Here is a 24,637-nt window from a genome sequence, read left to right as displayed (position 1 = left end):
GGGTTCGCCGGACATGCCGGAAAGATGCATGGCACGCGCGTCGACGGCGGCGTCCTTATGATCAGGGGCTAACACTCGAATGCCGGCCGAGCCGGCTGGAGAACCAGAGGACTGATGACCGGCTTCCTGCTACGACGCGCGCTCAATTATGTCGTGCTGTTGCTGCTGGCTTCGTTCTTGACGTTCAGCCTCGCGTCGCTGACATTTCGGCCGCTGGACAGTCTCGAACAGCGCAACCCCCGCCCTCCGCAGGCGGTGATCGACGCCAAAGCCGAGGAATTGCATCTGAACGATCCGATTCCAGAACGCTATATCACCTGGCTGAAGGGCATCCCGAGCGGCGATTTCGGCACCACGCTCGCCGGTCAGCCGGTGAGCGAGGAATTGCCGCGCCGGGTCGCGGTGAGCCTGCGGCTGCTGATCATCGGTTCCCTCGTCGGCACGGTGCTCGGTGTGCTGATCGGCGCTGCGGGCGCGATTCGGCAATACAAATTCAGCGATTACTTCACGACGGTCGTCTCGCTGCTGATTCTCAGCACACCGATATTCCTGCTGGCCACGCTGCTGAAATACGGCGCGCTGGAGATCAATTCGGCGACCGGATCGCAGATATTCCTCTACACCGGCGAGACCTCGGCCAGCGCGATCGAGGGCTTCTGGCCGCAGCTGGTCGACCGGCTCCAGCACCTGGTGCTGCCCACCGCGGCGCTCGCGCTCGGCGGCATGGCCGGATACAGCCGCTACCAACGCAACGCGATGCTCGACGTGCTGCAGAGCGATTTCATCCGCACCGCCCGCGCCAAGGGTCTGACCAGGAACAAGGCGCTGTACAAGCACGGCCTGCGCACCGCGCTCATCCCGATGGCCACCCTGTTCGCCTACAGCCTCGGCGGCCTGATCACCGGCGCGACGTTCACCGAGAAGATCTTCGGCTGGCACGGCGTCGGCGAGTGGCTCGTCGATTCGATCAACGCACAGGACCTGTACGTGGTGGTGACGGTGACGGCGTTCGCCGGTCTGGTCGTGCTGGTGTCGGGCCTGCTGTCCGACATCGTCTACGCGATTCTCGATCCACGGGTGCGTGTGGGATGAACCTGCCTGACCACGGGGTTCTCATCAGGGGGAGAACGGCATGACCGAAGCCGAGATCATCGTCCAAGGCGCGCCCGAGGTCGCCGCGGCCGGGCGGCGCAAGCTGGTGCTGCGGCGTTTCCTGCGCAACAAGCCCGCGGTCGTCGGCGCCGCCGTGCTGGTGCTGCTGTTCGTCGCGAGCTTCGCGCTGCCGCCCTTCCTGCCCTGGGACTACCAGCAGATGGATTACACCGCGCTGCTGAAACCGCCCAGCGCCGAGCATCCCTTCGGCACCACCCAGATCGGCCAGGACGTGCTCGCGCAGACCCTGCGCGGATTGCAGAAATCGCTGGTCATCGGCCTGTGCGTGGCGATCATCTCGACCACCATCGCGGCCACCGCGGGCGCGCTGGCCGGTCTGCTCGGTGGCTGGACCGACCGAGCCATCATGTGGTTCGTCGACCTGCTGCTCGTGGTGCCCAGCTTCATCATCATCGCGCTGTTCGCGCCGCGCACGAAGGGCAGCGGTTCGATCGCGCTGCTGATCGTTCTGCTCGCGGTGTTCGGCTGGATGATCAGCGCGCGCATCGTGCGCGGCCTGACGCTGAGCCTGCGGGACCGCGAATTCGTCAAGGCCGCACGGTATATGGGCGCGCCGACGCGCACCGTCATCGTCAGCCACATCGTGCCGAACATCGCGTCGATCCTGATCATCGACACCACGCTGACCGTCGGTTCGGCGATCATGGCCGAAACCGGCCTGAGCTTCCTGGGTTTCGGCGTGCAGCCGCCGGACGTCTCGCTCGGCTCGCTGATCGCGGCGGGCACCAAGTCCGCGCTGACCTATCCCTGGCTGTTCATGTTCTCCGGTGGCCTGCTGATCGTCACCGTGCTGTGCGCGAACCTGGTCGGTGACGGCCTGCGCGACGCGTTCGACCCGAGCGCCAAGCGGGCTCGCTCGCGCAAGAAGGAGAAGGCAGAGGCATGACCGCGACTGTTGATTCGACCGCGACAGCCAACTCCACAGCACCGCTGCTCGAAGTCTCCGATCTGCGGGTCTCCTTCCCCAGCGAGGAGGGCCGCATCGATGCCGTGCGCGGGGTGAACTACAGCGTCGCCGACGGCGAGGTGCTCGCCATCGTGGGCGAATCGGGTTCGGGCAAGTCGGTGTCGTCGCTGGCGGTGATGGGTCTGCTGCCCGAGCAGGCGCGGATCAACGGATCGATCCGGCTGCGCGGTCGCGAGTTGCTCGGCCTCGGCGACCGGGAGTTGTCGCGATTGCGCGGCAGCTCGATCAGCATGGTGTTCCAGGACCCGCTCTCCGCGCTGACGCCGGTGTACCGGGTGGGCGATCAGATCGCCGAGGCGCTGCTCGCGCACGGCGCGATGAACCGGAAGGAGGCCGCCGAGAAGGCGGTCGAGCTGCTGGAGCTGGTCGGCATCGACGACGCGAAGATGCGCGCCAAGGCGTTCCCGCACGAGTTCTCCGGCGGCATGCGCCAGCGCGTGGTGATCGCGATGGCCATCGCCAACGATCCGGCGCTGATCATCTGCGACGAGCCGACCACCGCGTTGGACGTCACGGTGCAGAAGCAGATCCTGAATCTGCTGCGCAAGGCGCGCGACATCACCGGCGCGGGCGTCATCATGATCACCCACGACATGGGCATCGCGGCGACACTCGCCGACCGCGTCGCGGTGATGTACGCGGGCCGCATCGTCGAAACCGCCACGGCGAGCGCGCTGTTCAACGCGCCGCGAATGCCGTACACGGTGGGTCTGCTCGGCTCGATCCCGCGCATGGACGGCCCGGCGCGCCGACCACTCATCCCGATCGTCGGCGCGCCGCCCGCCATGCACGCGCTGCCGCCCGGCTGCTCGTTCGCGCCGCGCTGCCCGATCTCGATCGACGACTGCCGCGCCGCCGAACCGCCGCTGGAGATGACCGACCCCGGCCACGCCGCCGCCTGCATCCGCACCGAGGAGGTCGGCACGCAGGGGCTGTTCGAGGCGTACCGCTCCGAGATGGCGGAGCCGGAGGCCGAGGTCGAGACCGAGTCTCGCGTGGTGCTCCGGGTCACCGACCTGGTCAAGACCTTCCCGATCACCTCGGGCGTGGTGTTCCAGCGCCGCAAGGGCGAGGTGCGCGCGGTCGACGGGATCAGCTTCGAGGTGCGCGCCGGCCGCACGCTGGCCCTGGTCGGCGAGTCGGGTTCCGGAAAATCCACCACGCTCACCCAGATTCTCGACCTGGTGCGGCCGCAGTCGGGCACCATCGAGATCATGGGCCGCGACGTGTCCACCCTGACCAAGGCCCAGCGGCGCGAGATCCGGCGCACGATGCAGATCGTCTTCCAGGATCCGACCGCTTCGCTGGACCCGCGCCTGCCGATCTTCGACGCGCTTGCCGAACCGCTGCGCATCGACGGACGACCGCGCGCCGAGATCGCTCGCCGGGTGCCGGAGCTGCTCGAGCAGGTCGGTCTGCGGCCCGAGCACGCCGACCGCTATCCCGCCGACTTCTCCGGCGGCCAGAAGCAGCGCATCAGCATCGCTCGGGCCCTCGCGCTCGATCCGGAATTGCTCGTCCTCGACGAGCCGGTGTCCTCGCTGGACGTCTCGATCCAGGCCGGTGTGCTGAATCTGCTGCGCGACCTGCAGACCGAGCGTGGCCTGTCGTATCTGTTCGTCTCGCACGATCTCTCGGTGGTCCGCAACCTGGCGCACGACATCGCGGTGATGTATCGCGGCAAGATCGTCGAATCCGGGCCCGCCGAGCGGATTTTCGCCGACCCGAGCCACGAGTACACCCGCAGGCTGATCGACGCGGTGCCCGTGCCGGTCGTCAGCCGATAGGCAGGAGGGCAGCATGCGGATCCGTTCGAACGGTATGCGGTGGGTCGCGGGAGCGATGGCGGTCGGGTTGATCGCCGCCGGGTGCGGTACGGCCGACGACGACTCGGCGGCGGGTCTGTCCGACGCGCTGGGCACCACGAGCGACATCAACCCCAAGCCGCGCGAGGAGATCCGCGACGGCGGCAATCTGCGGCTGGCCACCACCTCGTTCCCGGCGAACTGGAACACCCTGTCCAACGACGGCAACGAGGGCGAGATCGCCGACATCGAGCGCCCGATGATGCCGCGCGCGTTCCACACCGACGCTTCGGGCGAATTGTCGATCAATCACGACTATTTCACCGATGTCGCGCTGACCAGCACCGATCCGCAGCAGGTCACCTACACGATCAACCCGAAGGCTGTCTGGTCCGACGGAACGCCGATCACCTGGGAGGACATCCGTTCCCAGGCGAACGCGCTCAGCGGCAAGGACAAGCGCTTCCTGATCGCGATCACCAACGGATTCGAGTTCGTGGAGAAGGTCGAGCGCGGCGTCGACGATCGCCAGGCCATCCTCACCTTCCATCATCCCTACGCCGAATGGCGCGGCCAGTTCGCGGGCAACGCCTCGCTGTTCCCCAAGTCGGTGACGCAGGACCCGGAGTCGTTCAACAACAGCCTGGTCGACGCGATGGGTCCGACCGCGGGTCCGTTCCAGGTGCAGTCGACCGATCGCGGCCAGGGCCGGATCGTGCTGGGCCGCAACCCGAAGTGGTGGGGCGAGCAGCCCAAGCTCGACACCATCACCTACTCCGTGCTCGACCGCAGCGCCTGGGTCGCCGCGTTGCAGAACAACGAGATCGACGCGGTGCTGCTCAATTCCATCGATGACGTGAAGAACGTGCGCGGCGCCGAGGGCCTGGTGGTGCGCCGCGCCCCGGGCAATCGCTGGCGGCACATCACGTTCAACGGCGCGCCCGGCTCGATCCTCGCCGATCCGGCGGTGCGAGTGGCTATTTCGAAGGCGATCGACCGCCAGGGTATCGCGACCGCCATCCAGAACGGCCTGGTGGAGAATCCGAAGCCGCTGAACAACCACATCTACTTGCAGGGCCAGCGCGGTTACCAGGACAACAGCCTGCCCTATGATCCGGCCGCGGCGGCGCGCGAACTCGACGCGCTCGGGTGGAAACTCAACGGCGATGTCCGCGAGAAGGACGGCCGCAAGCTGATCATTCGCGACGTGATGTACAACGACGCGCTGTGGGTGCAGGTCGCGCAGATCATCCAGCAGAACCTGGCGCAGATCGGCGTCGGCTTGGTCATCGACCCCAAACCGGGCGCGGGCTACTTCACCGACGTCATCCAGCCGGGCGATTTCGACGCCGCCCAGTTCACCTTCCAGGGTGACGCCTTCCCGCTCAGCAGCATCCGGCAGATCTACTACTACGACCCGAACGATCTGCAGGGCAATTTCGGTCGCATCGGATCGCCGGAGCTGAACGCGCTCATCGAGCGCACACTCCGCGAGCTGGATCCCGCCAAGGCCATCGAGCTGGCCAACGAGGTGGATCGCAAAGTGTTCGAAGAGGGGCACTCGCTGCCGCTCACCCAGTCGGACGGCAGCTGGGGCGTCCGAGCCGAGGTGGCCAACTTCGGCTCTCCCGGCCTGGCGTCCTACGACTACACCAAGATCGGATTCGTGAAATGACCGCAGCAATACACTCTCGTCGTCGGCTCGGCCCAGTGGTCGCCGCGCCCGCGCTGGCCTTCGCGCTGCTGCTCGCGGGCTGTGGCGCGGGAGCCGATGTGCAGTCCGGCTCGAGTTCGATCGGCACCAGCAACGACATCAACCCCCGCGACCGCAGCGAGTTGCGCGAGGGCGGCAATCTGCGCTTGGCGCTGACCGCCTTCCCGGAAACCTTCAACTCCTCGCACGTGGACGCCTCGGGCGACGTCTCCGAGGTGGTCGGCTGGACGCTGCCCGGCACGGTGAATTCGGACGCGGCGGGCGAGCTGACGACCGACTCGAACTACTTCACCGAGATCGAGCTGACCAACACCAACCCGCAGCAGATCACCTACACGATCAACCCGAAAGCGGTCTGGTCCGACGGCGCCCCGATCACCTGGGAGGACCTGCGCTCGCAGGTCAACGCCCTGAACGGGCGCGACACGGCCTACCAGGTGCGCGCGACGCAGGGCTACAGCCGGGTGGAGAAGGTCGAGCGCGGCGTCGACGACCGGCAGGCGATCGTCACCTTCGCCCAGCACTACGCCGAATGGCAGGGGCTGTTCAACCCGCTGTATCCGAAGGCGTCCACCGAGTCGCCGGAGTCCTTCGAGAACTGGGCGCGCAACAGCCTGCCGATCTCGTCGGGACCGTTCCTCGTCGACTCGATCGACCGCGCCCAGCAGCGCATCGTGCTGAAGCGCAACCCGAAGTGGTGGGGTGACACCCCGAAGCTCGACACCGTCACCTTCAGCGTGCTCGACTACTCCGCGCGCATCTCGGCGCTGCAGAACAACGAGCTCGACTACGCGACCGTGTCCGGCATCGACGAGGTGAAGACCGCGACCAACTCGCCGGGCATCCAGGTGCGCCGGGCCGCAGCGCCGCGGTTCTCGCACTTCACCTTCAACGGCGCGCCGGGCTCGTTGCTCGAGGACGCGCGGTTGCGGGTCGCGATCGCCAAGGCCATCGACCGGCAGGGCATCGCCACCGCGACGCAGAACGGCATCGTCGACAATCCCAAGCCGCTGAACAACCACATCTACCTCAACGGCCAGAAGGGCTACCAGGACAACGCTCAGTCGGTGGCCTACGACCCCGAGGGCGCCGCGCGGATCCTCGACGAACTGGGCTGGAAGCTCAACGGCGACGTGCGCGAGAAGGACGGTCGAAGGCTGGAACTGCGCAATGTGATGTACCAGCAGGACACCTGGGTGCAGATGGCGCAGATCGCGCAGCAGAACCTGGCCGCCGTCGGCGTGAAGATGACTATCCAAACCTTCCCTGGCAACGGTCTTTTCACCGACGTGATCGACCCCGGCAACTTCGAGATCTGCCAGTTCACCTGGTCCGGCGGCATCCTGCCGCTCGGCGCGCTGCCGCAGATCTACGCCTACGATCCGAACAACCGGCTCAGCAACAAGGGCCGCGTCGGCAGCCCGGAACTGAACGCGCTGATCGAGGAGACGATCTCCGAACTCGACCCGAACAAGGCCATCGAGCTGGCCAACCGGGCCGACAAGATGATCTTCGACCTGGGCCACTCGGTGCCGATCGTGCAGTCGCCCGGCACCGTCGCCGTGCGCGCGAACCTCGCCAACTACGGCGCGTTCGGCTTGGCCTCCGCCGACGTAACTAAGGTCGGGTTCACACAGTGATGTGACGATCAGGCCGACGCGGAAGGACCAGCTCGATGCGCTTACGTTCCTTGACCACCAGGGTGGCGGTGCCACTCGCCGCGTTCGGCCTGATCCTCACCGGTTGTTCCGACAACGGCGCGATCGCCCCCGGCACCAGCACGATCGGCAGCACCAACGACATCAACCCGGTGGACCCGAGCCAGTTGCGCGAGGGCGGGAACCTGCGGTTGGTGCTGAGTTCGTTCCCGGAGAACTTCAATGTGCTCCATGTGGACGGCAACACCCAGGACGGTGCGGCGGTGGCGGGCCCGACCATGCCCGCGCCGTTCGTCAGCAACGCGGCGGGCGAGCTCTCGGTGGATCACAACTTCTTCACCGACGTGCAGCTCACCAACACCAGCCCGCAGCAGGTCACCTACACCATCAACCCGAAAGCCGTGTGGTCCGACGGCAGCCCGATCACCTGGGAGGACTTGCGCTCCCAGGCGAACGCGCTGAGCGGAAGGGACAACGCGTACCTGGTCGCGGCGCTGAGCGGCTTCGACCGGGTGGAGAAGGTCGAGCGCGGCGTCGACGACCGGCAGGCGATCGTCACCTTCGCCCAGCCCTACGGTGAATGGCGCGGCCAGTTCGGCCCGCTCTACCCGAAGTCGGTCACCGGATCTCCCGAGGCGTTCAACACCGCTAACCGGGACGGGCTGACACTAAGCGCGGGGCCGTTCGTGATCAGCGACATCGACCGCGCGCAGCAGCGAATCACGCTGAGCCGCAACCCGAAATGGTGGGGCGACACCCCGAAGCTGGACGCCATCACCCTGAGCGTGCTCGACCACACCGCCTGGCTGCCCGCCATCCAGAACAACGAGCTCGACATCGCCTACATGGCCGGCATCGAGAACGTGACGGCGGCGCGCAACGCGGCGAACGTGGTCATCCGGCGCGCGCCGGAGCCGAGCTGGTCGCACCTGACCTTCAACGGCGCGCCCGGTTCGCTGCTCGAGGACCCGCAGCTGCGGATCGCGATTTCCAAGGCCATCGACCGGCAGGGCATCGTGACCGCGTCGCAGAACGGCGTGGTCGAGAATCCGAAGCCGCTGAACAACCACATCTTCATGGCGGGCCAGAAGGGCTACCAGGACAACGCCGCGCCGATCTCCTACGACCCGGCCGAAGCGGCCCGGATGCTGGACGAGCTCGGCTGGAAGCTCAACGGCGACGTGCGCGAGAAGGACGGCCGCAGGCTCGAGCTCCGCGACGTGATGTACCAGCAGGACGCCTGGGTGCAGACCGCGCAGATCGTGCAGCAGAACCTGGCCGCGGTCGGCGTGAAGCTGAACATCCAGACCGTGCCGGGCACGGGTCTGTTCAAGGACGTGATCGACCCAGGTAACTTCGACATCGCCCAGTTCAGTTGGGGCGGTAGCGCGCTGCCGCTCGGCGTGTTGCAGCAGGTCTACTACTACGACCCGAACAACCTGATGGGCAACAAGGCCCGCATCGGTTCGCCGGAGCTCAACGCTCTCATCGACAAGACCATCGCGGAGCTGGATCCGGACAAGGCGATCGAGCTGGCGAACCAGTGCGATCAGATGATCTTCGCCGAGGGTTATTCGGTTCCGCTGAACCAGGCTTCGGGCACCTACGCGGTGCGCGACAACCTCGCCAACTACGGCGCGTTCGGGTTGGCGACGCCGGATTACACGAAAGTCGGCTTCCTGAAGTGAGTTCGAGGTCGGCCCACCCGCTGGCCTATCCGATCGGCGTGACGCTCGGCGCCCTCGCGGTCTGTGCCGCGTGGGCGCCGTTCGCCACGGTGGACCAGTTGGCCGGGTTGGCGACGGTGGCGCTGGGGATCCTGGGCTACACCGGGATTCGGCTTCTGGTGGCCTTCGGGGTGCTGTCCTGCGGGTTGCCCGAGGTTCTTCGGGTCGCTCGGGTTCGGCAGCAGCACCGGTTGGTGAGCCGATCGTGGTTGGAGGTCACCGGTCCGGCTGGTGCGCGACGGTGGTTGCCGGTGTACTTCGATCCGGCGCTGGTGACTTTCACGGAGAGCTCGGCCGAGTTCGACGGGCGCGTCCTTCGTGCGGGGGCTCTGCGGCTGTATCCCTCGGGGCGGGCGCGGGATACGGAACCGCCCGGGCGGCTCGTCGACAATCCGAGTCGGCCCGATCCGGACGCACCCGTGCTCGCCGCGAGCCGGGTGACGCGCCGCCTGCTGTTCGACGTGCAACCCGCCGTTGCCGCGCCCTTCGCCGCGCTGCTGTGGATCTACGTCGATGGTGGGGGGCTTGTCGCTTTTGTCGGCGCGCTGTGTGTCGCGGCGGCTACCGCGACCTGGCTGGCGGCCATTCGCGGGTCCGATCCGAGCTAGGCCCAGTCTCGAGTCCGGCCCGATGCATTTGTGGCTCAGATCGTCGCCTGCCATCCGGCGTACCGGCCGTGATGCCGTCTCCGAACTAGGCCGCAAATTGGTCTGACCACTTGACCAGCTGACCACCGAGGCGCACAGTAGACGCATGGCGTTGCAACCTGTGGTCAAGAGGTCGGTGTCGGCGGATGTGTTCGAGCAGATCGCCGCGGATGTGCTCAGCGGTGAGCTTGCGCCCGGGTCGACCTTGCCGAGCGAGCGGCAGTTGGCGGAAGCGCTCGGCGTCTCGCGGCCCGCGGTGCGCGAGGCGCTGCAACGCCTGGCCGCGGCGGGGCTCGTCGCGGTGCGGCAGGGCGACGCGACCACCGTGCTCGACTATCGGCGCGGCGCCGGGCTTGAGGTTCTACCCCGGCTGTTGATCCGGGAGGGCATGCTCGAACCCGCTGTCGCGCGCAGCATCCTGGAGGTCCGTATGCACAACGGGCCGAAGGTCGCCGAGTTGGCGGCCGCGCGGATGGGGGCGTTGGACCAAAGCGGGGCGAGCCAGTCCGGCACCGAGACGAGCACCGAGTTCGAACAGGTGCGAGACGATCTCGAGCGCGTCGTCGCGGCGCTCACGGTCGAGACCGATCCGGTCGCGCTGCAACGGCATGCGCTGGAGTTCTGGGATCACGTCGTCGACGCGGCCGACTCGATCGTGTTCCGCCTGATGTTCAACATGCTGCGCACCGCTTACGAACCCGCGCTCGCGGCGCTGGCCCCCGTCATGTCCGCTGAGGTGGGCAATGCCGAGGGCTACCGCGAACTGGCCGCCGCCATCGTGGCGGGCCGGCCGCAGAAGGCCGCCGACAAGGCTCGGGCCCTGCTCGAACCGGCGACCACCGCCCTGATCGAGGCCCTCGGCGGCCGCTGATCACGCAACACCCGAGGTGACACCATGTCCAAAACCCAGCTGCGCCGAGGTCTCACCCTCGGCGACGCCTTCCACGAGTTCCTCCGCCACCCCTCACCCTGGATGATCGGCACCGCACTGGTTCTCGCCCTGGTCGCCCGAATCCTGGTGGGCGACTGGCAGCTCCGCGACGCAGTCCTGCCGCTGGTGATGCTCGCGGTGTTTCCCGCGTTCGAGTGGGTCGTGCACGTCATGGTGCTGCACTGGCGGCCGAAGCGCCTCGGCCCGATCGCCTTGGACAGCGAGCTGGCCCGCAAACACCGCCAGCACCACGTCGATCCGCGCAACATTCCGCTGATCTTCATCCCGACCCGCTCGCTGGTCTTCGTCATGGTGGCGTTGCTGGCGATCACCGCCTTCGCATTCCCCCGCCTCGGCCTCGGCCTGACGTTCCTGCTGACCATCACGGTGCTCGGCCTCGGCTACGAGTGGACGCACTACCTCATCCACACCGACTACAAGCCGAAAAGGGCGTTGTACCGCGCCGTTTGGCGCAACCACCGGCACCACCACTACAAGAACGAGCACTTCTGGTTCACCGTCACGAGTTCCGGCACCGCGGACCGCATCTTCGGAACGTATCCGGACCCGAGCGAGGTGGACACCTCGCCCACCGCTCGGAATTTGCATGGAGCGCAGGTGAGTTGAGGTAACCGCGTCGCTCGAGGGCGGCCTCTGCCAGCCTCGGCAACCAGTGCAATGCCCCGAAATTCGACGGTAGTCGAATGGTCGCTATTCGATCTTGAAAAGCCACCATACGACTACCGTCGAATCCGTTTCTCTATCGAAAGTAGCCAAATGGCGGCTGGCCCGCCTCGAGCATCGTCCACGTCTCCCATCAGGCGGGCTCGGCCGCGATCACGGCCGTCGCCGCGGCGTTCGACGCCAACCAGATCGCCGATTCCTCCGAGCTGACCAGCGTCTGCTCGGCCCCGTTCTAAGGCGCGGCGGTGCTCGCGCTCGCCGCAGCGGACATCGCCGCGAGGTGACCATGCGAACCCCCCGCCGCGGAACCCACAGCCGCAAACGATTGACAAAGTACCCTAGGGGGGTATGGTAAAAACGACGCCGACGGAGGAAGCCGTCGAAGCAACGAGGAGACAGACATGAGCACCACCGCACCCGCCACAGCCACCTACGCCGTCACCGGTATGACCTGTGGCTGCTGTGTCGGCAAGGTCCGCGACAAGGTCGGCGCACTCCCCGGCGTTACCGCGGTGAGCGTGGACCTGGACGGCGCGACGGTGACCGTGTCGGGACCAGCCCAGCTCGATCGCGCCACCATCGCCGCCGCGATCGACCGCGCGGGCTTCCAGCTCGCCGACTGATCCCCAGCACTACGACCCGGAAAGGGAGCCCCGATGAACGCCACGACCAAGTTCACCGGCTTCACCCTCGGACTCGCGGCGGTCTTCGTCATCGCTCTCGCGACCGGAGCCGCGATCGGCCCGGAACCCACCGAGCCCGCCGCACACGACACACACGGGACCGGGCCCGCCACCGACAGCGGGCCCGGCGCCGAGGAGCTGCCCGGCGGCCTACTGGCCACCGCCGACGGCTACACCCTGAGCCTGGACACCGCGCAGACCACCGCGGCGCCGAACTCGACGCTGCGTTTCCGCATCCTGGATCGACAGGGCGCACCGGTCACCCGCTACGTCCGCAGCCACGACAAGGACCTGCACCTGATCGTGGTCCGCCGTGACATGACCGCCTTCCAGCACGTGCACCCGGCGCTGGACGGCAACGGAACCTGGAGCGTCCCGCTCGACCTCACCCGCGCGGGTGATTACCGCGTGTTCGCCGACTTCACCCCCGAGGGCGGCACGAACCGCACGCTCGGCGCCGACCTCCGCGTCGCGGGCGCCTACGACCCGCGGCCGCTGCCCGCACCCGCCACCACCACGGCGCTGGGCGACTACACCGTTACCCTGGATGGTGCGGTCATTCCCGGCCAGGCCTCGAAGGTCACGCTCTCGGTGAGCAGGGGCGGCAAGCCCGTCACGGACCTCCAGCCCTACCTCGGCGCCTACGGCCACTTGGTCGCGCTGCGTGCCGCCGACCTGGCCTACCTCCACGTTCACCCCGAAGGCCACCCGGGCGACGGCGTCACCACGGCGGGTCCCGGCGTCACCTTCTTCGTGACCGCGCCGACGGCAGGCGACTACCGCCTGTTCCTCGACTTCCAGCACGAAGGGGTCGTCCGCACGGCCGAGTTCACGCTCTCGGTACCGTCGGGCAACGCGCAGACCGGCCATGGCGAGCCAGGCCACGGCCACTGATCACCACATGCCGCAAAGAAAGGAAGACCGATGACGACCGCGACGCAATCACCGGCCACCGGCCAGGTCGAATTGGTGATCGGCGGCATGACCTGCGCATCCTGCGCCAACCGCATCGAGAAGAAGCTGAACAAGCTGGACGGCGTCACCGCCACCGTCAACTACGCGACCGAGAAGGCGCGGGTCGATTTCACCGGTGACGTCTCCCCCGAGGACCTGATCGCCACCGTCGAGCAGGCGGGCTACACCGCCGCCCTGCCCGCACCACCGGCCGAGGAGAAGACCGAAGAGTCGGCCGAGGCGGATCCGACCGCCGCCCTGCGGACCAGGCTGCTCGTCTCGCTGGTGTCGACCGTTCCGGTGATCGCCATGGCGATGATCCCCGCGTTGCAGTTCACCAACTGGCAGTGGCTCTCGCTGACGCTGGCCGCGCCGGTGGTGATCTGGGGCGCGCTGCCGTTCCACCGTGCGGCGTGGACCAACCTGCGCCACGGCACCGCCACCATGGACACCCTGGTCTCGATGGGCACCCTGGCCGCGCTGGGCTGGTCGCTCTACGCGCTGTTCTGGGGCACCGCGGGCACGCCGGGCATGACCCACCCGTTCGAGTTCACCATCTCCCGGATGGACGGCACCGGCAACATCTACCTGGAGGCCGCGGCGGGCGTCACCACGTTCATCCTGGCCGGGCGCTTCTTCGAGGCGAGGTCGAAGCGGCGGGCGGGCGCGGCGCTGCGCGCTCTGCTCCAGCTCGGCGCGAAGGAAGTCTCGGTGCTGCGTCCCGGCGCGAGTGACGGGCACGGAGGCAGTGAGCGTGACCACGGAGGGCCTCGCGGCAATGGAGACCGCGTGGAGCAGCGGATTCCGATCGAACAACTCGGTGTCGGCGACGAATTCGTGGTCCGCCCCGGCGAGAAGATCGCCACCGACGGCGTGATCGTGGAAGGTTCCTCGGCGGTCGACGCGTCGATGCTGACCGGTGAATCGGTGCCGGTCGAGGTGGCCACGGACGACGCCGTCGTCGGCGCGACGGTCAACGTCGGCGGACGGATCGTGGTGCGCGCCACCCGGATCGGCGCCGACACCCAGCTCGCGCAGATGGCGCAGCTGGTCGAGGACGCGCAGAACGGCAAGGCGCAGGTTCAGCGGCTGGCCGACCAGATCTCCGGAATCTTCGTGCCGGTGGTGATCGCGCTCGCGGTCGCGACGCTCGGATTCTGGCTCGGCACCGGCGGTTCCGTGGCGGCGGCGTTCACCGCGGCGGTCGCGGTGCTGATCATCGCCTGCCCGTGCGCCCTCGGATTGGCCACACCGACCGCGCTGATGGTCGGCACCGGACGCGGTGCGCAGCTGGGCATCCTGATCAAGGGCCCCGAGGTGCTGGAGTCGACCCGCAGGGTGGACACCGTGGTGCTGGACAAGACCGGCACCGTCACCACCGGCAAGATGACCCTGCTCGACGTGCTCGCCGCCGACGGCGAAGACACCGATCGAGTGCTGAGTTTGGCTGGCGCGCTGGAGGATTCGTCGGAGCACCCGATCGCGCAGGCGATCGCCAAGGGCGCCCGCGAGAAGGTCGGCGAGCTGGCGGCGGTCGAAGGCTTCGCCAACATCGAGGGCCTCGGCGTGCAGGGCGTGGTCGACGGGCACGCGGTGATCGTCGGGCGGGCCCGGTTGCTCGCCGACTGGTCGCAGCACCTGGACGCCGAGCTGGAGCGGGCCTGGCACGCGGCGGAGTCGGAGGGCAAGACCCCCGTCGCGGTCGGCTGGGACGGCAAGGCGCGCGGCGTGCTGGTGGTCGCCGACGCGGTGAAAGCGACCTCGGCCGAGGCGGTCTCGCAGCTGAAGGCGCTCGGCTTGACCCCGATCATGCTGACCGGCGACAACAAGGCCGCGGCACGGGCCATCGCCGATCAGGTCGGCATCGAGGAGGTCATCGCCGAGGTGCTGCCGCAGGACAAGGTGGCCACCGTCGAGCGGTTGCAGTCCGAGGGCAAGGTGGTCGCGATGGTCGGTGACGGTGTCAACGACGCCGCGGCGCTCGCCAAGGCCGATCTCGGACTCGCCATGGGCACCGGCACCGACGTCGCCATCGAGGCGAGCGACCTGACCCTGGTGCGCGGCGACCTGCGCGCCGCGGCGGACGCGATCCGGTTGTCCCGCAAGACACTCGGCACCATCAAGGGCAATCTGTTCTGGGCTTTCGCCTACAACGTGGCCGCGATCCCGCTGGCCATGGCGGGGCTGCTGAACCCGATGCTCGCCGGTGCGGCGATGGCGTTCTCCTCGGTGTTCGTCGTCAGCAACAGCCTGCGGCTGCGCGGTTTTCGCTCCACGGCGCTGTAGGGCGCGACAACAAACAGAGAGGGCGGGACGGCACCCCACATGGCCGTCCCGCCTTTTCGCGCGGAAATCAGTCGAAGGAGGGGCGCACGACGCTGTGGGCGGTGACCTTGTAGGTCGCCAGGATCACGCCATTGTCCAGGACCTCCGAGGCGGCCAGCTCCATGGTGTCCTCGGCGTCGACGGGTTCGAACAGCCGCTGGCCCTTGCCGAGCAGCACCGGGTAGATCACCAGCCGGTACTCGTCGACGAGGTGATTGGCGCGCAGCGTGTTGATCAGCGCGCCGCTGCCGAAGACCAGCAGATCGTGCTCGGCGCGCAGCTTGGCAACGCCCTCGGCGACATCGCCCTCGATGCGGGTCGCGTTCCACGCCAGCTCGGTGAGCGAGGTGGTGGCGACGTGCTTGGGCATGCTGTTCATCCGGTCCTTGTACTCGCCCTCCTCCGGGTGCTCCGGCCAGGACGCGGCGAAGCCCTCGTAGGTCGTGCGACCGAGCAGCAGCGCGTCCGCGTCGAACACCTCGCGGCTCTTGAAGTTCGCGATGCTGTCGTTCCAGAACGGGAACGTCCACGCCGGGTTCTCGATGATGCCATCGGCCGAAACGAATTCGGAGACAACGACCTTGCCCATTTCATGACCTCGCTTATGTGTTGCTGTGTGCCCGGAACGTCCGGAGCATCTCACACATACAGACGGCGCACGGCCGCGAAACTCATCGCAAGAAAAATCGCTCGCCGTGCGGCCCGCCGCAGCCGTACTCTGCTCGACATGTTCCGGCTCGCCATCGTTCTGGAGTCCGCGGTCGCGGGCGCGATGGCGGCTGCCCTGGCAGCGGCGGCAGTGGCCGCGCTGTTCGACGGCGCCCGACGCTGACCTTCCCCGGGATGTCCCGGGATCTCCGACGGGGAAGGTGCCCCCGTCGAAGAGGTCCCCCCGTGACATTCGGGCGCTCGCCCGGGAACCAAGGAACACACATGTCGAAGCAAACCTATGTCCGCACCAAGCCGCACCTGAACATCGGCACCATGGGGCACGTCGACCATGGCAAGACCACGCTGACCGCCGCGATCACCAAGGTGCTCGCCGAGCGGGGTGGCGGCGCGTTCGTGCCGTTCGACCGGATCGACCGGGCCCCCGAGGAGGCGATGCGCGGCATCACGATCAATATCGCGCACGTCGAATACGAGACCGCCACACGGCATTACGCGCACGTCGACATGCCGGGCCACGCCGACTTCGTGAAGAACATGATCACCGGCGCGTCCCAGCTGGACGGCGCGATCCTGGTGGTCTCCGCGCAGGACGGCGTGATGCCGCAGACCGCCGAGCACGTGCTGCTCGCCAGGCAGGTCGGCGTCGAGCACATCGTGGTGGCGCTGAACAAGGCCGACGCGGGCGACCCGGAACTGCTCGAGCTGATCGAGCTGGAGATCCGCGAGCTGCTCACCGCCCAGGGTTACCCGGGCGACACCGCGCCGATCGTGCGAGTCTCGGGGCTGCGCGCGCTGGCGGGCGACGAGCGCTGGACGGCGGCGCTGCTCGACCTGCTCGACGCGGTGGACGCGCACGTGCCGATACCGGTCCGCTACACCGACGCGCCGTTCCTGCTTCCGGTGGAGAACGTCCTCACGATCACCGGTCGCGGGACGGTCGTCACGGGGGCGATCGAGCGCGGCCAGGTCCGGCTCGGCGACCGGGTGGAGCTGCTCGGTCTCGGCGGTGAGGCGTTGACGACGGTCGTGACCGGCGTCGAAACCTTCGGCCGGACCATGGAGTTCGCCGAGGCGGGCGACAACGTCGCGCTGCTGCTGCGCGGCGTGCAGCGCGGTCAGGTCCGCCGCGGCCAGGTGGTCGCCGCGCCGGGCAGCATCGCGGTGCGCACCCGCTTCACCGCGCGCGTGTACCTGCTCGGTACGGCCGAGGGCGGCAGGCGCACCCCGATCGCCACCGGTTACCGGCCGCAGTTCTACGTGCGCACCGGCGACGTGGTCGGCGACGTCACGCTGCCCGCCGACACCGCGCTCGCCCACCCGGGCGACACGGTCGAGCTCACCGTCGAGCTCGGCCGAGCGCTCCCGCTGGAGCCGAACCTCGGCTTCGCCATCCGCGAGGGCGGCCGCACGGTCGGCGCGGGCACGGTCCTCACCGTCACCTGACCCCGGGCCAGCGAGCGGTTGGCGGGGACCACACAGCATGTGGACGCCTCACACAGGCGGTACCTATGTGAGGCGTCCACACAGTTTGTGCGACCGGGACAGCCAAAGCGTTCGCGGCACTGCCAACGGCTGGTCGAAGCGCCTGCGGCGGCCTGCGATTGGCGGGGCCACACAGCGTGTGGACGCTTCACACAGCCGGTGCCTATGTGAAGCGTCCACACCGTCTGTGCCACCGGGGCAGCCAAGGCGGCTGCGGGGCGTTTCCGTGCTGGGCGGTTGGGTAGTACGGAAGCACCATGGACGCCCACCGTCCGAGGAGCTGCGGGCATGGAGTGGTTCACGGCGCCCGAATACTGGCAGGCCAGGCTGATCTTTCAGCGTGGCTTGGCCGTTGTGTACCTGCTCGCCTTCCTCGGAGCGGCGTTGCAGTTTCGTGCGCTGATCGGCGAGCACGGGATGCTGCCCGCGCCGCGGTTCCTGCGACGGGTCTCGCCGCGGCGCTCGCCGAGCCTGTTCCACCTGCACTATTCGGATCGGTTCTTCGCGGGTGTGGCGTGGGCGGGAGTGGCGCTCTCGGCGGCGATGGTCGCGGGGCTCGGAGATGTGGTGCCGCTGTGGGCGGCCATGGCGCTGTGGACGGTGCTGTGGGCGCTGTATCTGTCGATCGTCAACATCGGCCAGGCCTGGTACTACTTCGGCTGGGAGTCGCTGCTGCTGGAGACGGGCTTTCTGGCGATCTTCCTCGGCAACGACACCGTCGCGCCGCCGCTGCTGGTTCTGCTGCTCGCCCGCTGGCTGCTGTTCCGGGTGGAGTTCGGCGCGGGGCTGATCAAGCTACGCGGTGACCCGTGCTGGCGCGATCTGACCTGCCTCTACTACCACCACGAGACCCAGCCGATGCCCGGCCCGCTCAGCTGGTTCTTCCACCACCTGCCTCGGCCGCTGCACCGGGCGGAGGTGGCGGCCAATCACTTCGCCCAGCTCGTGGTGCCGTTCGGGCTGTTCACGCCGCAGCCGGTGGCGAGCATCGCCGCGGGACTCGTCATCGTGACGCAGCTGTGGCTGGTGCTCTCCGGCAACTTCGCCTGGCTGAACTGGCTGACGATCCTGCTCGCGGTCACGGCACTGGACGCGCGCGTCTTCGGCCCGCTGCCCGGCGCGCCCGCGTTGTCCGAGCCGCCGCTGTGGTTCGCGGGCGCGGTGATAGCCCTGACCGTGGTGACCATCGGCCTCAGCTACTGGCCGGTGCGCAACTTGCTCTCCAAGAACCAGCGCATGAACACCTCGTTCAACCCGTATCACCTGGTCAACACCTACGGCGCCTTCGGAAGCATCGATCGGGTGCGCAACGAGGTGGTGATCGAAGGCACCGCCGACGCCTCGATCTCCGACGAAACGGTGTGGCGCGAATACGAATTCAAGGGCAAACCCGGTGACCCGCGCCGCTGGCCCCGCCAGTTCGCGCCCTACCACCTGCGGCTGGACTGGCTGATGTGGTTCGCCGCCATCTCGCCGCGCTACGCCCGATCCTGGCTGCTCCCCTTCGTCGTGCGACTGCTCCAGAACGACCCCGCGACGTTGCGTCTGCTGCGCCGCTGCCCGTTCCCCGACGACCCGCCCCGCTATATCCGCGCCCGGCTGTACGAATACCGCTACACCAGCCTGCGCGAACTCCGACGCGACCACACCTGCTGGCGCCGCGAACTCGTCGACGAGTACCTCCCACCGCTGACCCTGCACCAAGCCCGCGGCTTCGCCTGATCAGTCCTGCCGACGCAGGCCGACGCCCGCAGCGAAGGCGGAGGCAAGCCTATTCCGGCACGACCCGCTCGTGCGCGGTCAGCAGTACGTGATCGAACCGCGTGCGCAGACCTGCCAGGTCGGCGTCGATGTTCCGCGCGTCGAGCACCAATTGCTGCGCGAGGTCGCGGAGCTTGGTGTTGGTGTGCTGGGAGCGCCAGCGCAGGATCGCGAAGGCCTGGTCGACGGACACGGCGTAGACCAGCGAGAGCACGCCTTTGGCCTGTTCGATCGCCGCTCTCGACTCGATCAGCTCGGGCAGCACGTCCTCGATGACGTCCTCGCGCTCACCCTCGAGGGCATCGGTGAGATCGATGTAGTACCCGGCCGTGCCGATCACGGCGCCGTTCTCGTCGGTCTGATAGTCGCCGATGACGATGACCGGATGCTCCCGGCCTTCGGTATCGATGATGCGATGCCTGCTGCAGAAAGGTTCGGCGGTGTCCACCACCTTGGCGATCATCGATTCGACCAGCTCGCGGTCGTCGGGATGTTTGTGCGAGAGCAGCAACGCCGTCGTCGGTTCCACGGCGCCCGGCTCGTAGCCGTGCATGCGGGCGACCTCGTCGGACCACTCCCATCGCTGGTCCGCGAAGAAAAAGCGGAACTCTCCGGCGTTCGCGCACGACTCGGTGCCGATCACACTGCCGAGCGCGCCGATCGCACGCGGGCTCAGTTCCCTGCCCTCGATCACACGACCAGTATTCCGGCTATGGCCGGAAAGCGCGGGCTTATGTCCGGGGAATCACGCGGTGAGCGGCAGCCGCATCGCCACAGTGGTCCCACCTTCCCCGGTGGTCACAGCGACGTCGGGAATCACTGCCCGGATGATCGCGAGCCCGCGACCGCGCACGGACCGCGTCTGCGGGTCGGGAGGCTTCCAGCGGCCGTGATCGGCGACCGTCACATTCAGCTCGGCCCCGGTGCACGCGGCACGCACGCGCACGGTGCCGCCGTCGCCGCGATGTCCGTGCTCGACCGCGTTGGTGCACGCCTCACCGACCGCCAGCAGCACGTCGTAAGCGCGGTCGGAACCGATGCCGCACCGTTCCAGCCAGTCCTGGAAAGTGTGCCGGACCTGGGCCAAACGATCGGCGGTTGCCGGAAAGTCCAGCTCCAACGGTCTCGGCGGCGTTCGAAGCCGAAGTGAGCGGGACGTGGTCACCTCGCTGCCTCCCTGCAACGTCCATGTCGATTGCCTTCTCGCCCAGAGCAATACCCATTCGCACACCGCGCATGCCCGATCACCCGGTATGAGGTGGCCGATAGTAATGTCCGTCTCCGTATTTGGACGCGGCGATTACGACAGTCACGATCGGGTAAATTGACTTGGGAGACGCTCACAGCCTTGTCGCGCCCAGCGTGACGAGGCTCGATGCTGCAGAGGTGGGAAAGTGGCGAATTGCGAGCTGGGAGGCCGGCGGTGAGCGGCGAGGGCGCGTCCAAGGTTCTCGACGTGGAGGTGCGCGAACACGGCGACGTGGCCGTCGTCACCGTGCACGGCGAGGTCGACATGGCTTCCGCGCCGCAGCTGCAAGCCGCCTTGGAAGAAGCTCAGCGCGGCGGAAAGTCGCTGGTCATCGACATGTTGGCGGTCGGATTCCTCGGCTCGGCGGGACTGAGCGTGCTGCTCGTCGCCTCCGAAGCGCAGCCGACCCGGCTGCGCGTCGTCGCCTCCGACGCGGTGCGCCGCCCGATCGAACTCACCGCGCTCGACGAGCTGCTCTCGGTGTTCCCCTCGCTGGACGCCGCGCTCGCCGCGGACGAGAGCAGCACTCCGAGCTGAGCTCGCCCGGTCAGCGCTGCCGAGGCTTGTCTACAGCCCGCGCACGGCCGGGGTACGCCCTCAGCGCTGCCGCGGCAACCGGACGACCTGTACGAAGAACTCGTCGATCTGCTTGATCGCGGCCACGAACTGGTCCAGGTCCACCGGCTTGGTCACGTACGCGTTGGCGTGCAGTTTGTAGCTGCGCAGAATGTCTTCCTCGGCCGCCGAGGTGGTCAGCACGACGACCGGGATGTGCGTCAGCTCCGGATCGGCCTTGATCTTCTCCAGCACCTGCCTGCCGTCGTACTTCGGCAGGTTCAGATCGAGCAGGATCAGATCGGGTCGCGGCGCGTCAGTGAAGTCGCCCTGCCGGTACAGGAAGTCCAGCGCCTCCTGCCCGTCGTGCGCGACGTGCAGCGTGTTGCCGATCCTGTTGTCCTCGAACGCCTCCCGCGTCATCAACTCGTCACCGGGATCGTCCTCGACGAGCAGGATGTCGATCGGCTGGCCGGGAATGGTCATGCGCTGGCTCCTTCGGTGAGGGGGCTGGACTCCGTGCTCGCGGTTTCGACGGCTTGGAGGGTGAAGCAGAGGCGGGTGCCGTCGCGATAGTCGGTATCGATCCAGATTCTGCCGCCGTGATATTCGACGATCTTCTTGCAGACGGCCAATCCGATTCCGGTGCCGCTGTATTCGTCGCGGCCGTGCAGGCGCTGGAAGATGACGAACACCTTCTCGGCGAATTCCGGCGCGATGCCGATGCCGTTGTCGGTCACCGAGAACTGCCAGCCCTCGGTCGCTTCCGCCGCGCGCTCACAGTGGACGCGCACGACCGGCGGTACGTCGGGCTTGCGGAACTTGATGGCGTTGCCGATGAGGTTCTGCCACAACATCGTCAGCGGGGTCGGCTCACCGAGAATCTCGGGTAGCTCGTCCGGCAGTTCGATGGTCGCGCCGTTCTCCTCGATCGCCGACGAGAGGTTGGTGAGCGCCTTCTGCAACGGCTGGTCGAGCCGGGTCGGCTCGATGCCGTCGCTGATCCGGCCGACGCGGGAGAAGGTCAGCAGGTCGTTGATGAGCACCTGCATGCGCTTGGCGCCGTCCACCGCGAAGTCGATGTACTGCTTGCCGCGTTCGTCCAGCTCCGAGCCGTAGCGCTTCTCCAGCAGCTGGCAGAACGAGGCGACCTTGCGCAGCGGCTCCTGCAGGTCGTGCGAGGCGACGTAGGCGAACTGCTCCAGCTCGGCGTTCGAGCGGCGCAGCTCCTCGGCCTGCAGGTCGAGGTCGGCCTTCTGCTGCTCCAGCAGCGCCTGCTGCCCGCGGGAGGCGCCGAGCTCGGCGACGATCCGGCGACGCATGTCCTCGACGGCCTCGGCGACGAGGGCCAGGTCGGCGGGACCGTGCGCATCGATGCGATGGTCGAAATCGCCGTCGGCGACCCGCTTCGAGGAACCGGTGAGGTAGCCGAGTGGGCGCGCGACCAGCCGCCGAAGCAGCTCGGTCAAGACGACTCCGGTCAGCAGGAAGGCCGCGATCATGCTGGAGAGCACGACGTTGCGCACCGTGCGGGCACGCTCGAGTTCCTCGTTGCCCCGCGCGACCTCGGCCGCGATGTTGTCGTGCTGCGCGGTGGAGGCGGCGCGCACCTCGTCGAAGATGGTCTTGCCGCGCAGCGCCGCGGTGGTCTCGACCGGACGGGTGGTGCCGGAGGTCACGGTCGCGGCGAGCGGGTCGGCGTACTCGTCGCGCCACCGCGCGGCCGCTCGCTCCACCGTCTCGAGATCGGCGATCCGGTCCGGCCGGTCGGCGAGCAGCTCGCGCAGCCGGGCCGCGGCGCGTTCCTGTTCCCGTTTGCCTTCGTCGTACGGCTCGAGGAAGCGCGGATCGGCGGCGATGGCGTAGCCGCGCAGGCCGGTTTCCTGGTTTACCAGCGCGCTTTCCAGGCGGTACGCCTGGGCGGCCGCGGGCATGGTCTGGCTCAGCAGACGGTCGGTGACGCGGTTGGTGTGCGCGATGACCTGTCCGCCCGCGATCGCGCCGACGATCACCACCAGGATCATCACGGCGAGCACGAGCTGGAACCAACCCTGCGCTGTCAGCCTGCCGACGGTCGTTCTCGTCATCGGTCCAGCCTCCCGTCCGCTGCCCAGCGCAGATACAAGATCGCCACGTCGTCGTCCAAACCGCCTGCGGCGCTCGCCAATTCCTCGACGCGACGGATCAGCTCATCGACGAACGGTTCGGTTCGTTCGGCGGGCACCGTGCCCGCCAGTTCGAGCAGGCCCTGTTCACCCAGCCGCTGCCCGGCAGCGCCGACGTGGCCTTCGAAGAGGCCGTCGGTGAACAGCATCAAGCCCGCGTCGTCCGGCAGATCGACCTCGTGACTCGACCATTGGGCGCGTCCGGGCAGGAAGCCGAGGGCGGGTCCGCCCGGCACCTCGAGCCAGTGCAACTCGTCGCCGCGCTGACGCAGCATGCCGGGGTGCCCGGCGCGCCAGACGTGCACTCGGCGGGTCCGCGGGTCGAGGACCAGGCTGGTCGCTGTCGCGAAGGTCTGCCGATCGGTGCGCTCGGCGAGCAGCACCTGCTCCAGCAGACGCAGCTGCCGCAGTCCGGTGACGCCGCTGAGAACCAGTGTGCGCCAAGCCAATCGCAACGCGACGCCGGCGGCGGCGGCATCGGGCCCATGTCCGGAAACGTCGCCGATGACGGCGTGCACCGTGCCGTCCTCGCCTTGGACAACGTCGTAGAAATCGCCGCCGAGCAGCGAATGCGCGCGTCCGGGGCGGTACCGCGAGACCACGTCCACGGTCCGGCCTGGCCCGAGCAGCGGTGTCGGCAGCAGGCCGCGCTCCAGTCGGGCGTTCTCCTGCGCCCGCATCTGGCTGGCCTGAAGTGCCGCGCTGGTGCGTTCGGCGTGCTTGCGCTGGATCGCGTAACGCACTGCGCGCACGAACAATTCGGGTTCGACCCGGCCCTTCACCAGATAGTCCTGCGCGCCGGAGGCGACCGCGTCCAAGCCGGTGCGCTCCTGGTCGAGGCCCGTCATCACCACGACGGCGACCTGATCGTTGTACGCGCGGATCCTGGCCAGCGCCTCCAAGCCCTGGGCGTCGGGCAAATGCAGATCGAGCAGTACGCAGTCGGGAACCGAGACGCGCATCCGCTCACCCGCCTCGGCCAGCGTCCGAACCCATTCCAGGCGCAGACCTTGCGCGACATCGGCGACGAGTTCTTCGACCAGCAGGGCGTCGCCAGGATCGTCCTCGACCAACAGCATCGTCGGTTCCCGGTCCAACCGTCCCGCGTCGACAGCGATATCAGGATCGTGGGTGTGCAACGACACCACGGCCTCCGATCACGACGAACTGGCGCTACCCCAAGGAGCACGCCGACATACTCAGCGGCCGTTTGCTGGACCGAGAGGCAGGAGTGATCGTAGCCGATCTTGGGCACGTGGCGCGGCACACACCTGAGGCCCTTGTGATGGATTGATGTCGAAAACGCACGACCGAAAGAAGTGGGAAGAGCGGATGACGGGATTCGAACCCGCGACCCTCACCTTGGCAAGGTGATGCGCTACCAGCTGCGCTACATCCGCATGCACCGCGCGACGACCCGAGGGCGCGTTGCCGTGCGAGGGGCAACTTTAGTCGGCGCGTGCGGATGATTCAAAATCGGCCCTC

At 67.9% G+C, this 24,637-nt stretch carries 21 protein-coding genes and 1 tRNA gene; 15 read left to right on the top strand and 7 right to left on the bottom strand.

The annotated features are described in order from the left end of the window. Nucleotides 1–114: 114 nt before the first annotated feature. From T333_RS03595 to T333_RS03540, 12 genes are all read left to right on the top strand, one after another. Nucleotides 115–1,092 carry an ABC transporter permease gene (locus tag T333_RS03595; protein ID WP_141807929.1) on the top strand — a complete coding sequence of 326 codons (978 nt, stop codon included), beginning with the start codon at nt 115–117 and terminating at the stop codon, nt 1,090–1,092. Between the two features lie 40 nt (nt 1,093–1,132). Next, nucleotides 1,133–2,059 carry an ABC transporter permease gene (locus tag T333_RS03590; RefSeq protein ID WP_354998170.1) on the top strand — a complete coding sequence of 309 codons (927 nt, stop codon included), beginning with the start codon at nt 1,133–1,135 and terminating at the stop codon, nt 2,057–2,059. Continuing rightward, the gene (locus T333_RS03585) at nt 2,056–3,927 is read left to right on the top strand and encodes an ABC transporter ATP-binding protein (RefSeq protein WP_354998171.1); all 1,872 of its coding nucleotides are present in this window, start codon (nt 2,056–2,058) and stop codon (nt 3,925–3,927) included. Before T333_RS03590 ends, T333_RS03585 begins: the two co-directional genes overlap by 4 nt. Before the next feature lie 13 nt (nt 3,928–3,940). Then, nucleotides 3,941–5,620 carry an ABC transporter family substrate-binding protein gene (locus tag T333_RS03580; RefSeq protein ID WP_496423660.1) on the top strand — a complete coding sequence of 560 codons (1,680 nt, stop codon included), beginning with the start codon at nt 3,941–3,943 and terminating at the stop codon, nt 5,618–5,620. After that, a complete protein-coding gene (locus T333_RS03575) occupies nt 5,617–7,299 on the top strand; it encodes an ABC transporter family substrate-binding protein (protein WP_496423659.1) in 1,683 nt (560 codons plus the stop codon). The genes T333_RS03580 and T333_RS03575 overlap by 4 nt, the downstream gene beginning before the upstream one ends. A 35-nt stretch (nt 7,300–7,334) precedes the next feature. Next, nucleotides 7,335–9,005: an ABC transporter family substrate-binding protein gene (locus T333_RS03570; RefSeq protein WP_496423658.1), complete on the top strand. Its 1,671-nt coding sequence runs from the start codon at nt 7,335–7,337 to the stop codon at nt 9,003–9,005. Further along, the gene (locus T333_RS03565) at nt 9,002–9,652 is read left to right on the top strand and encodes a hypothetical protein (protein WP_354998175.1); all 651 of its coding nucleotides are present in this window, start codon (nt 9,002–9,004) and stop codon (nt 9,650–9,652) included. Before T333_RS03570 ends, T333_RS03565 begins: the two co-directional genes overlap by 4 nt. 145 nt (nt 9,653–9,797) lie before the next feature. After that, the gene (locus T333_RS03560; RefSeq protein ID WP_496423657.1) at nt 9,798–10,562 is read left to right on the top strand and encodes a FadR/GntR family transcriptional regulator; all 765 of its coding nucleotides are present in this window, start codon (nt 9,798–9,800) and stop codon (nt 10,560–10,562) included. A 24-nt stretch (nt 10,563–10,586) separates the two neighbouring features. Continuing rightward, on the top strand, nt 10,587–11,249 hold the full coding sequence (locus T333_RS03555; protein WP_496423656.1) for a sterol desaturase family protein: 663 nt from the start codon (nt 10,587–10,589) through the stop codon (nt 11,247–11,249). A gap of 458 nt (nt 11,250–11,707) precedes the next feature. Further along, entirely contained in the window at nt 11,708–11,929 is a 222-nt protein-coding gene (locus tag T333_RS03550) for a heavy-metal-associated domain-containing protein (RefSeq protein ID WP_496423655.1), read from the top strand. Nucleotides 11,930–11,962: 33 nt separating this feature from the next. Continuing rightward, entirely contained in the window at nt 11,963–12,883 is a 921-nt protein-coding gene (locus T333_RS03545; RefSeq protein WP_354998180.1) for a DUF8832 domain-containing protein, read from the top strand. A 30-nt stretch (nt 12,884–12,913) separates the two neighbouring features. After that, a complete protein-coding gene (locus T333_RS03540) occupies nt 12,914–15,229 on the top strand; it encodes a heavy metal translocating P-type ATPase (protein WP_496423654.1) in 2,316 nt (771 codons plus the stop codon). Between the two features lie 67 nt (nt 15,230–15,296). Here the strand turns inward: T333_RS03540 and T333_RS03535 are convergent, their stop codons facing one another. Next, the gene (locus T333_RS03535; RefSeq protein ID WP_354998182.1) at nt 15,297–15,857 is read right to left on the bottom strand and encodes a dihydrofolate reductase family protein; all 561 of its coding nucleotides are present in this window, start codon (nt 15,855–15,857) and stop codon (nt 15,297–15,299) included. A 344-nt stretch (nt 15,858–16,201) separates the two neighbouring features. Here T333_RS03535 and tuf point away from each other — a divergent pair, with 344 nt between their 5' ends. Together tuf and T333_RS03525 are read left to right on the top strand one after the other, a co-directional pair. Then, nucleotides 16,202–17,383: an elongation factor Tu gene (tuf, locus tag T333_RS03530; RefSeq protein ID WP_496423653.1), complete on the top strand. Its 1,182-nt coding sequence runs from the start codon at nt 16,202–16,204 to the stop codon at nt 17,381–17,383. 327 nt (nt 17,384–17,710) lie between these two features. Then, nucleotides 17,711–19,144 (top strand): lipase maturation factor family protein, encoded by a 1,434-nt coding sequence (locus tag T333_RS03525; protein WP_496423652.1) that lies wholly within the window; start codon nt 17,711–17,713, stop codon nt 19,142–19,144. Between the two features lie 49 nt (nt 19,145–19,193). On the opposite strand, the gene T333_RS03520 is transcribed toward T333_RS03525, so the two are convergent. Beyond that, nucleotides 19,194–19,877, bottom strand: coding sequence for a PAS and ANTAR domain-containing protein (locus tag T333_RS03520; protein WP_354998185.1), 684 nt, complete (start codon nt 19,875–19,877; stop codon nt 19,194–19,196). Between the two features lie 51 nt (nt 19,878–19,928). Further along, nucleotides 19,929–20,348 carry an ATP-binding protein gene (locus T333_RS03515; RefSeq protein WP_354998186.1) on the bottom strand — a complete coding sequence of 140 codons (420 nt, stop codon included), beginning with the start codon at nt 20,346–20,348 and terminating at the stop codon, nt 19,929–19,931. A gap of 258 nt (nt 20,349–20,606) precedes the next feature. On the opposite strand from T333_RS03515, the gene T333_RS03510 reads away from it, so the two are divergent. Beyond that, nucleotides 20,607–20,969, top strand: coding sequence for an STAS domain-containing protein (locus T333_RS03510; RefSeq protein ID WP_354998187.1), 363 nt, complete (start codon nt 20,607–20,609; stop codon nt 20,967–20,969). 60 nt (nt 20,970–21,029) lie between these two features. Here T333_RS03510 and T333_RS03505 read toward each other — a convergent pair whose 3' ends face one another. The 4 genes from T333_RS03505 to T333_RS03490 all read right to left on the bottom strand — a co-directional run bounded on the left by T333_RS03505 (nt 21,030) and on the right by T333_RS03490 (nt 24,552). After that, nucleotides 21,030–21,473, bottom strand: a complete 444-nt coding sequence (locus T333_RS03505; protein WP_354998188.1) for a response regulator — start codon at nt 21,471–21,473, stop codon at nt 21,030–21,032. Further along, nucleotides 21,470–23,074, bottom strand: a complete 1,605-nt coding sequence (locus T333_RS03500) for a sensor histidine kinase (RefSeq protein ID WP_496423651.1) — start codon at nt 23,072–23,074, stop codon at nt 21,470–21,472. The genes T333_RS03505 and T333_RS03500 overlap by 4 nt, the downstream gene beginning before the upstream one ends. Next, nucleotides 23,071–24,231 carry a PP2C family protein-serine/threonine phosphatase gene (locus tag T333_RS03495; protein ID WP_354998992.1) on the bottom strand — a complete coding sequence of 387 codons (1,161 nt, stop codon included), beginning with the start codon at nt 24,229–24,231 and terminating at the stop codon, nt 23,071–23,073. Before T333_RS03495 ends, T333_RS03500 begins: the two co-directional genes overlap by 4 nt. A gap of 248 nt (nt 24,232–24,479) precedes the next feature. Further along, nucleotides 24,480–24,552, bottom strand: a tRNA-Gly gene (locus T333_RS03490). Nucleotides 24,553–24,637: the final 85 nt, after the last annotated feature.

Source organism: Nocardia sp. CNS-044 (assembly GCF_059570515.1).
This window is presented reverse-complemented; position numbering and strand designations above follow the sequence as displayed.

Bases quoted from the DNA above. Each gene is read 5' to 3' on its own strand.
- T333_RS03595 (WP_141807929.1), top strand. From the start codon at position 115: ATGACCGGCTTCCTGCTACGACGCGCGCTCAATTATGTCGTGCTGTTG.
- T333_RS03590 (WP_354998170.1), top strand. From the start codon at position 1,133: ATGACCGAAGCCGAGATCATCGTCCAAGGCGCGCCCGAGGTCGCCGCG.
- T333_RS03585 (WP_354998171.1), top strand. From the start codon at position 2,056: ATGACCGCGACTGTTGATTCGACCGCGACAGCCAACTCCACAGCACCG.
- T333_RS03580 (WP_496423660.1), top strand. From the start codon at position 3,941: ATGCGGATCCGTTCGAACGGTATGCGGTGGGTCGCGGGAGCGATGGCG.
- T333_RS03575 (WP_496423659.1), top strand. From the start codon at position 5,617: ATGACCGCAGCAATACACTCTCGTCGTCGGCTCGGCCCAGTGGTCGCC.
- T333_RS03570 (WP_496423658.1), top strand. From the start codon at position 7,335: ATGCGCTTACGTTCCTTGACCACCAGGGTGGCGGTGCCACTCGCCGCG.
- T333_RS03560 (WP_496423657.1), top strand. From the start codon at position 9,798: ATGGCGTTGCAACCTGTGGTCAAGAGGTCGGTGTCGGCGGATGTGTTC.
- T333_RS03555 (WP_496423656.1), top strand. From the start codon at position 10,587: ATGTCCAAAACCCAGCTGCGCCGAGGTCTCACCCTCGGCGACGCCTTC.
- T333_RS03550 (WP_496423655.1), top strand. From the start codon at position 11,708: ATGAGCACCACCGCACCCGCCACAGCCACCTACGCCGTCACCGGTATG.
- T333_RS03545 (WP_354998180.1), top strand. From the start codon at position 11,963: ATGAACGCCACGACCAAGTTCACCGGCTTCACCCTCGGACTCGCGGCG.
- T333_RS03540 (WP_496423654.1), top strand. From the start codon at position 12,914: ATGACGACCGCGACGCAATCACCGGCCACCGGCCAGGTCGAATTGGTG.
- T333_RS03535 (WP_354998182.1), bottom strand. From the start codon at position 15,857: ATGGGCAAGGTCGTTGTCTCCGAATTCGTTTCGGCCGATGGCATCATC.
- tuf (WP_496423653.1), top strand. From the start codon at position 16,202: ATGTCGAAGCAAACCTATGTCCGCACCAAGCCGCACCTGAACATCGGC.
- T333_RS03525 (WP_496423652.1), top strand. From the start codon at position 17,711: ATGGAGTGGTTCACGGCGCCCGAATACTGGCAGGCCAGGCTGATCTTT.
- T333_RS03505 (WP_354998188.1), bottom strand. From the start codon at position 21,473: ATGACCATTCCCGGCCAGCCGATCGACATCCTGCTCGTCGAGGACGAT.
- T333_RS03500 (WP_496423651.1), bottom strand. From the start codon at position 23,074: ATGACGAGAACGACCGTCGGCAGGCTGACAGCGCAGGGTTGGTTCCAG.
- T333_RS03495 (WP_354998992.1), bottom strand. From the start codon at position 24,231: ATGCTGTTGGTCGAGGACGATCCTGGCGACGCCCTGCTGGTCGAAGAA.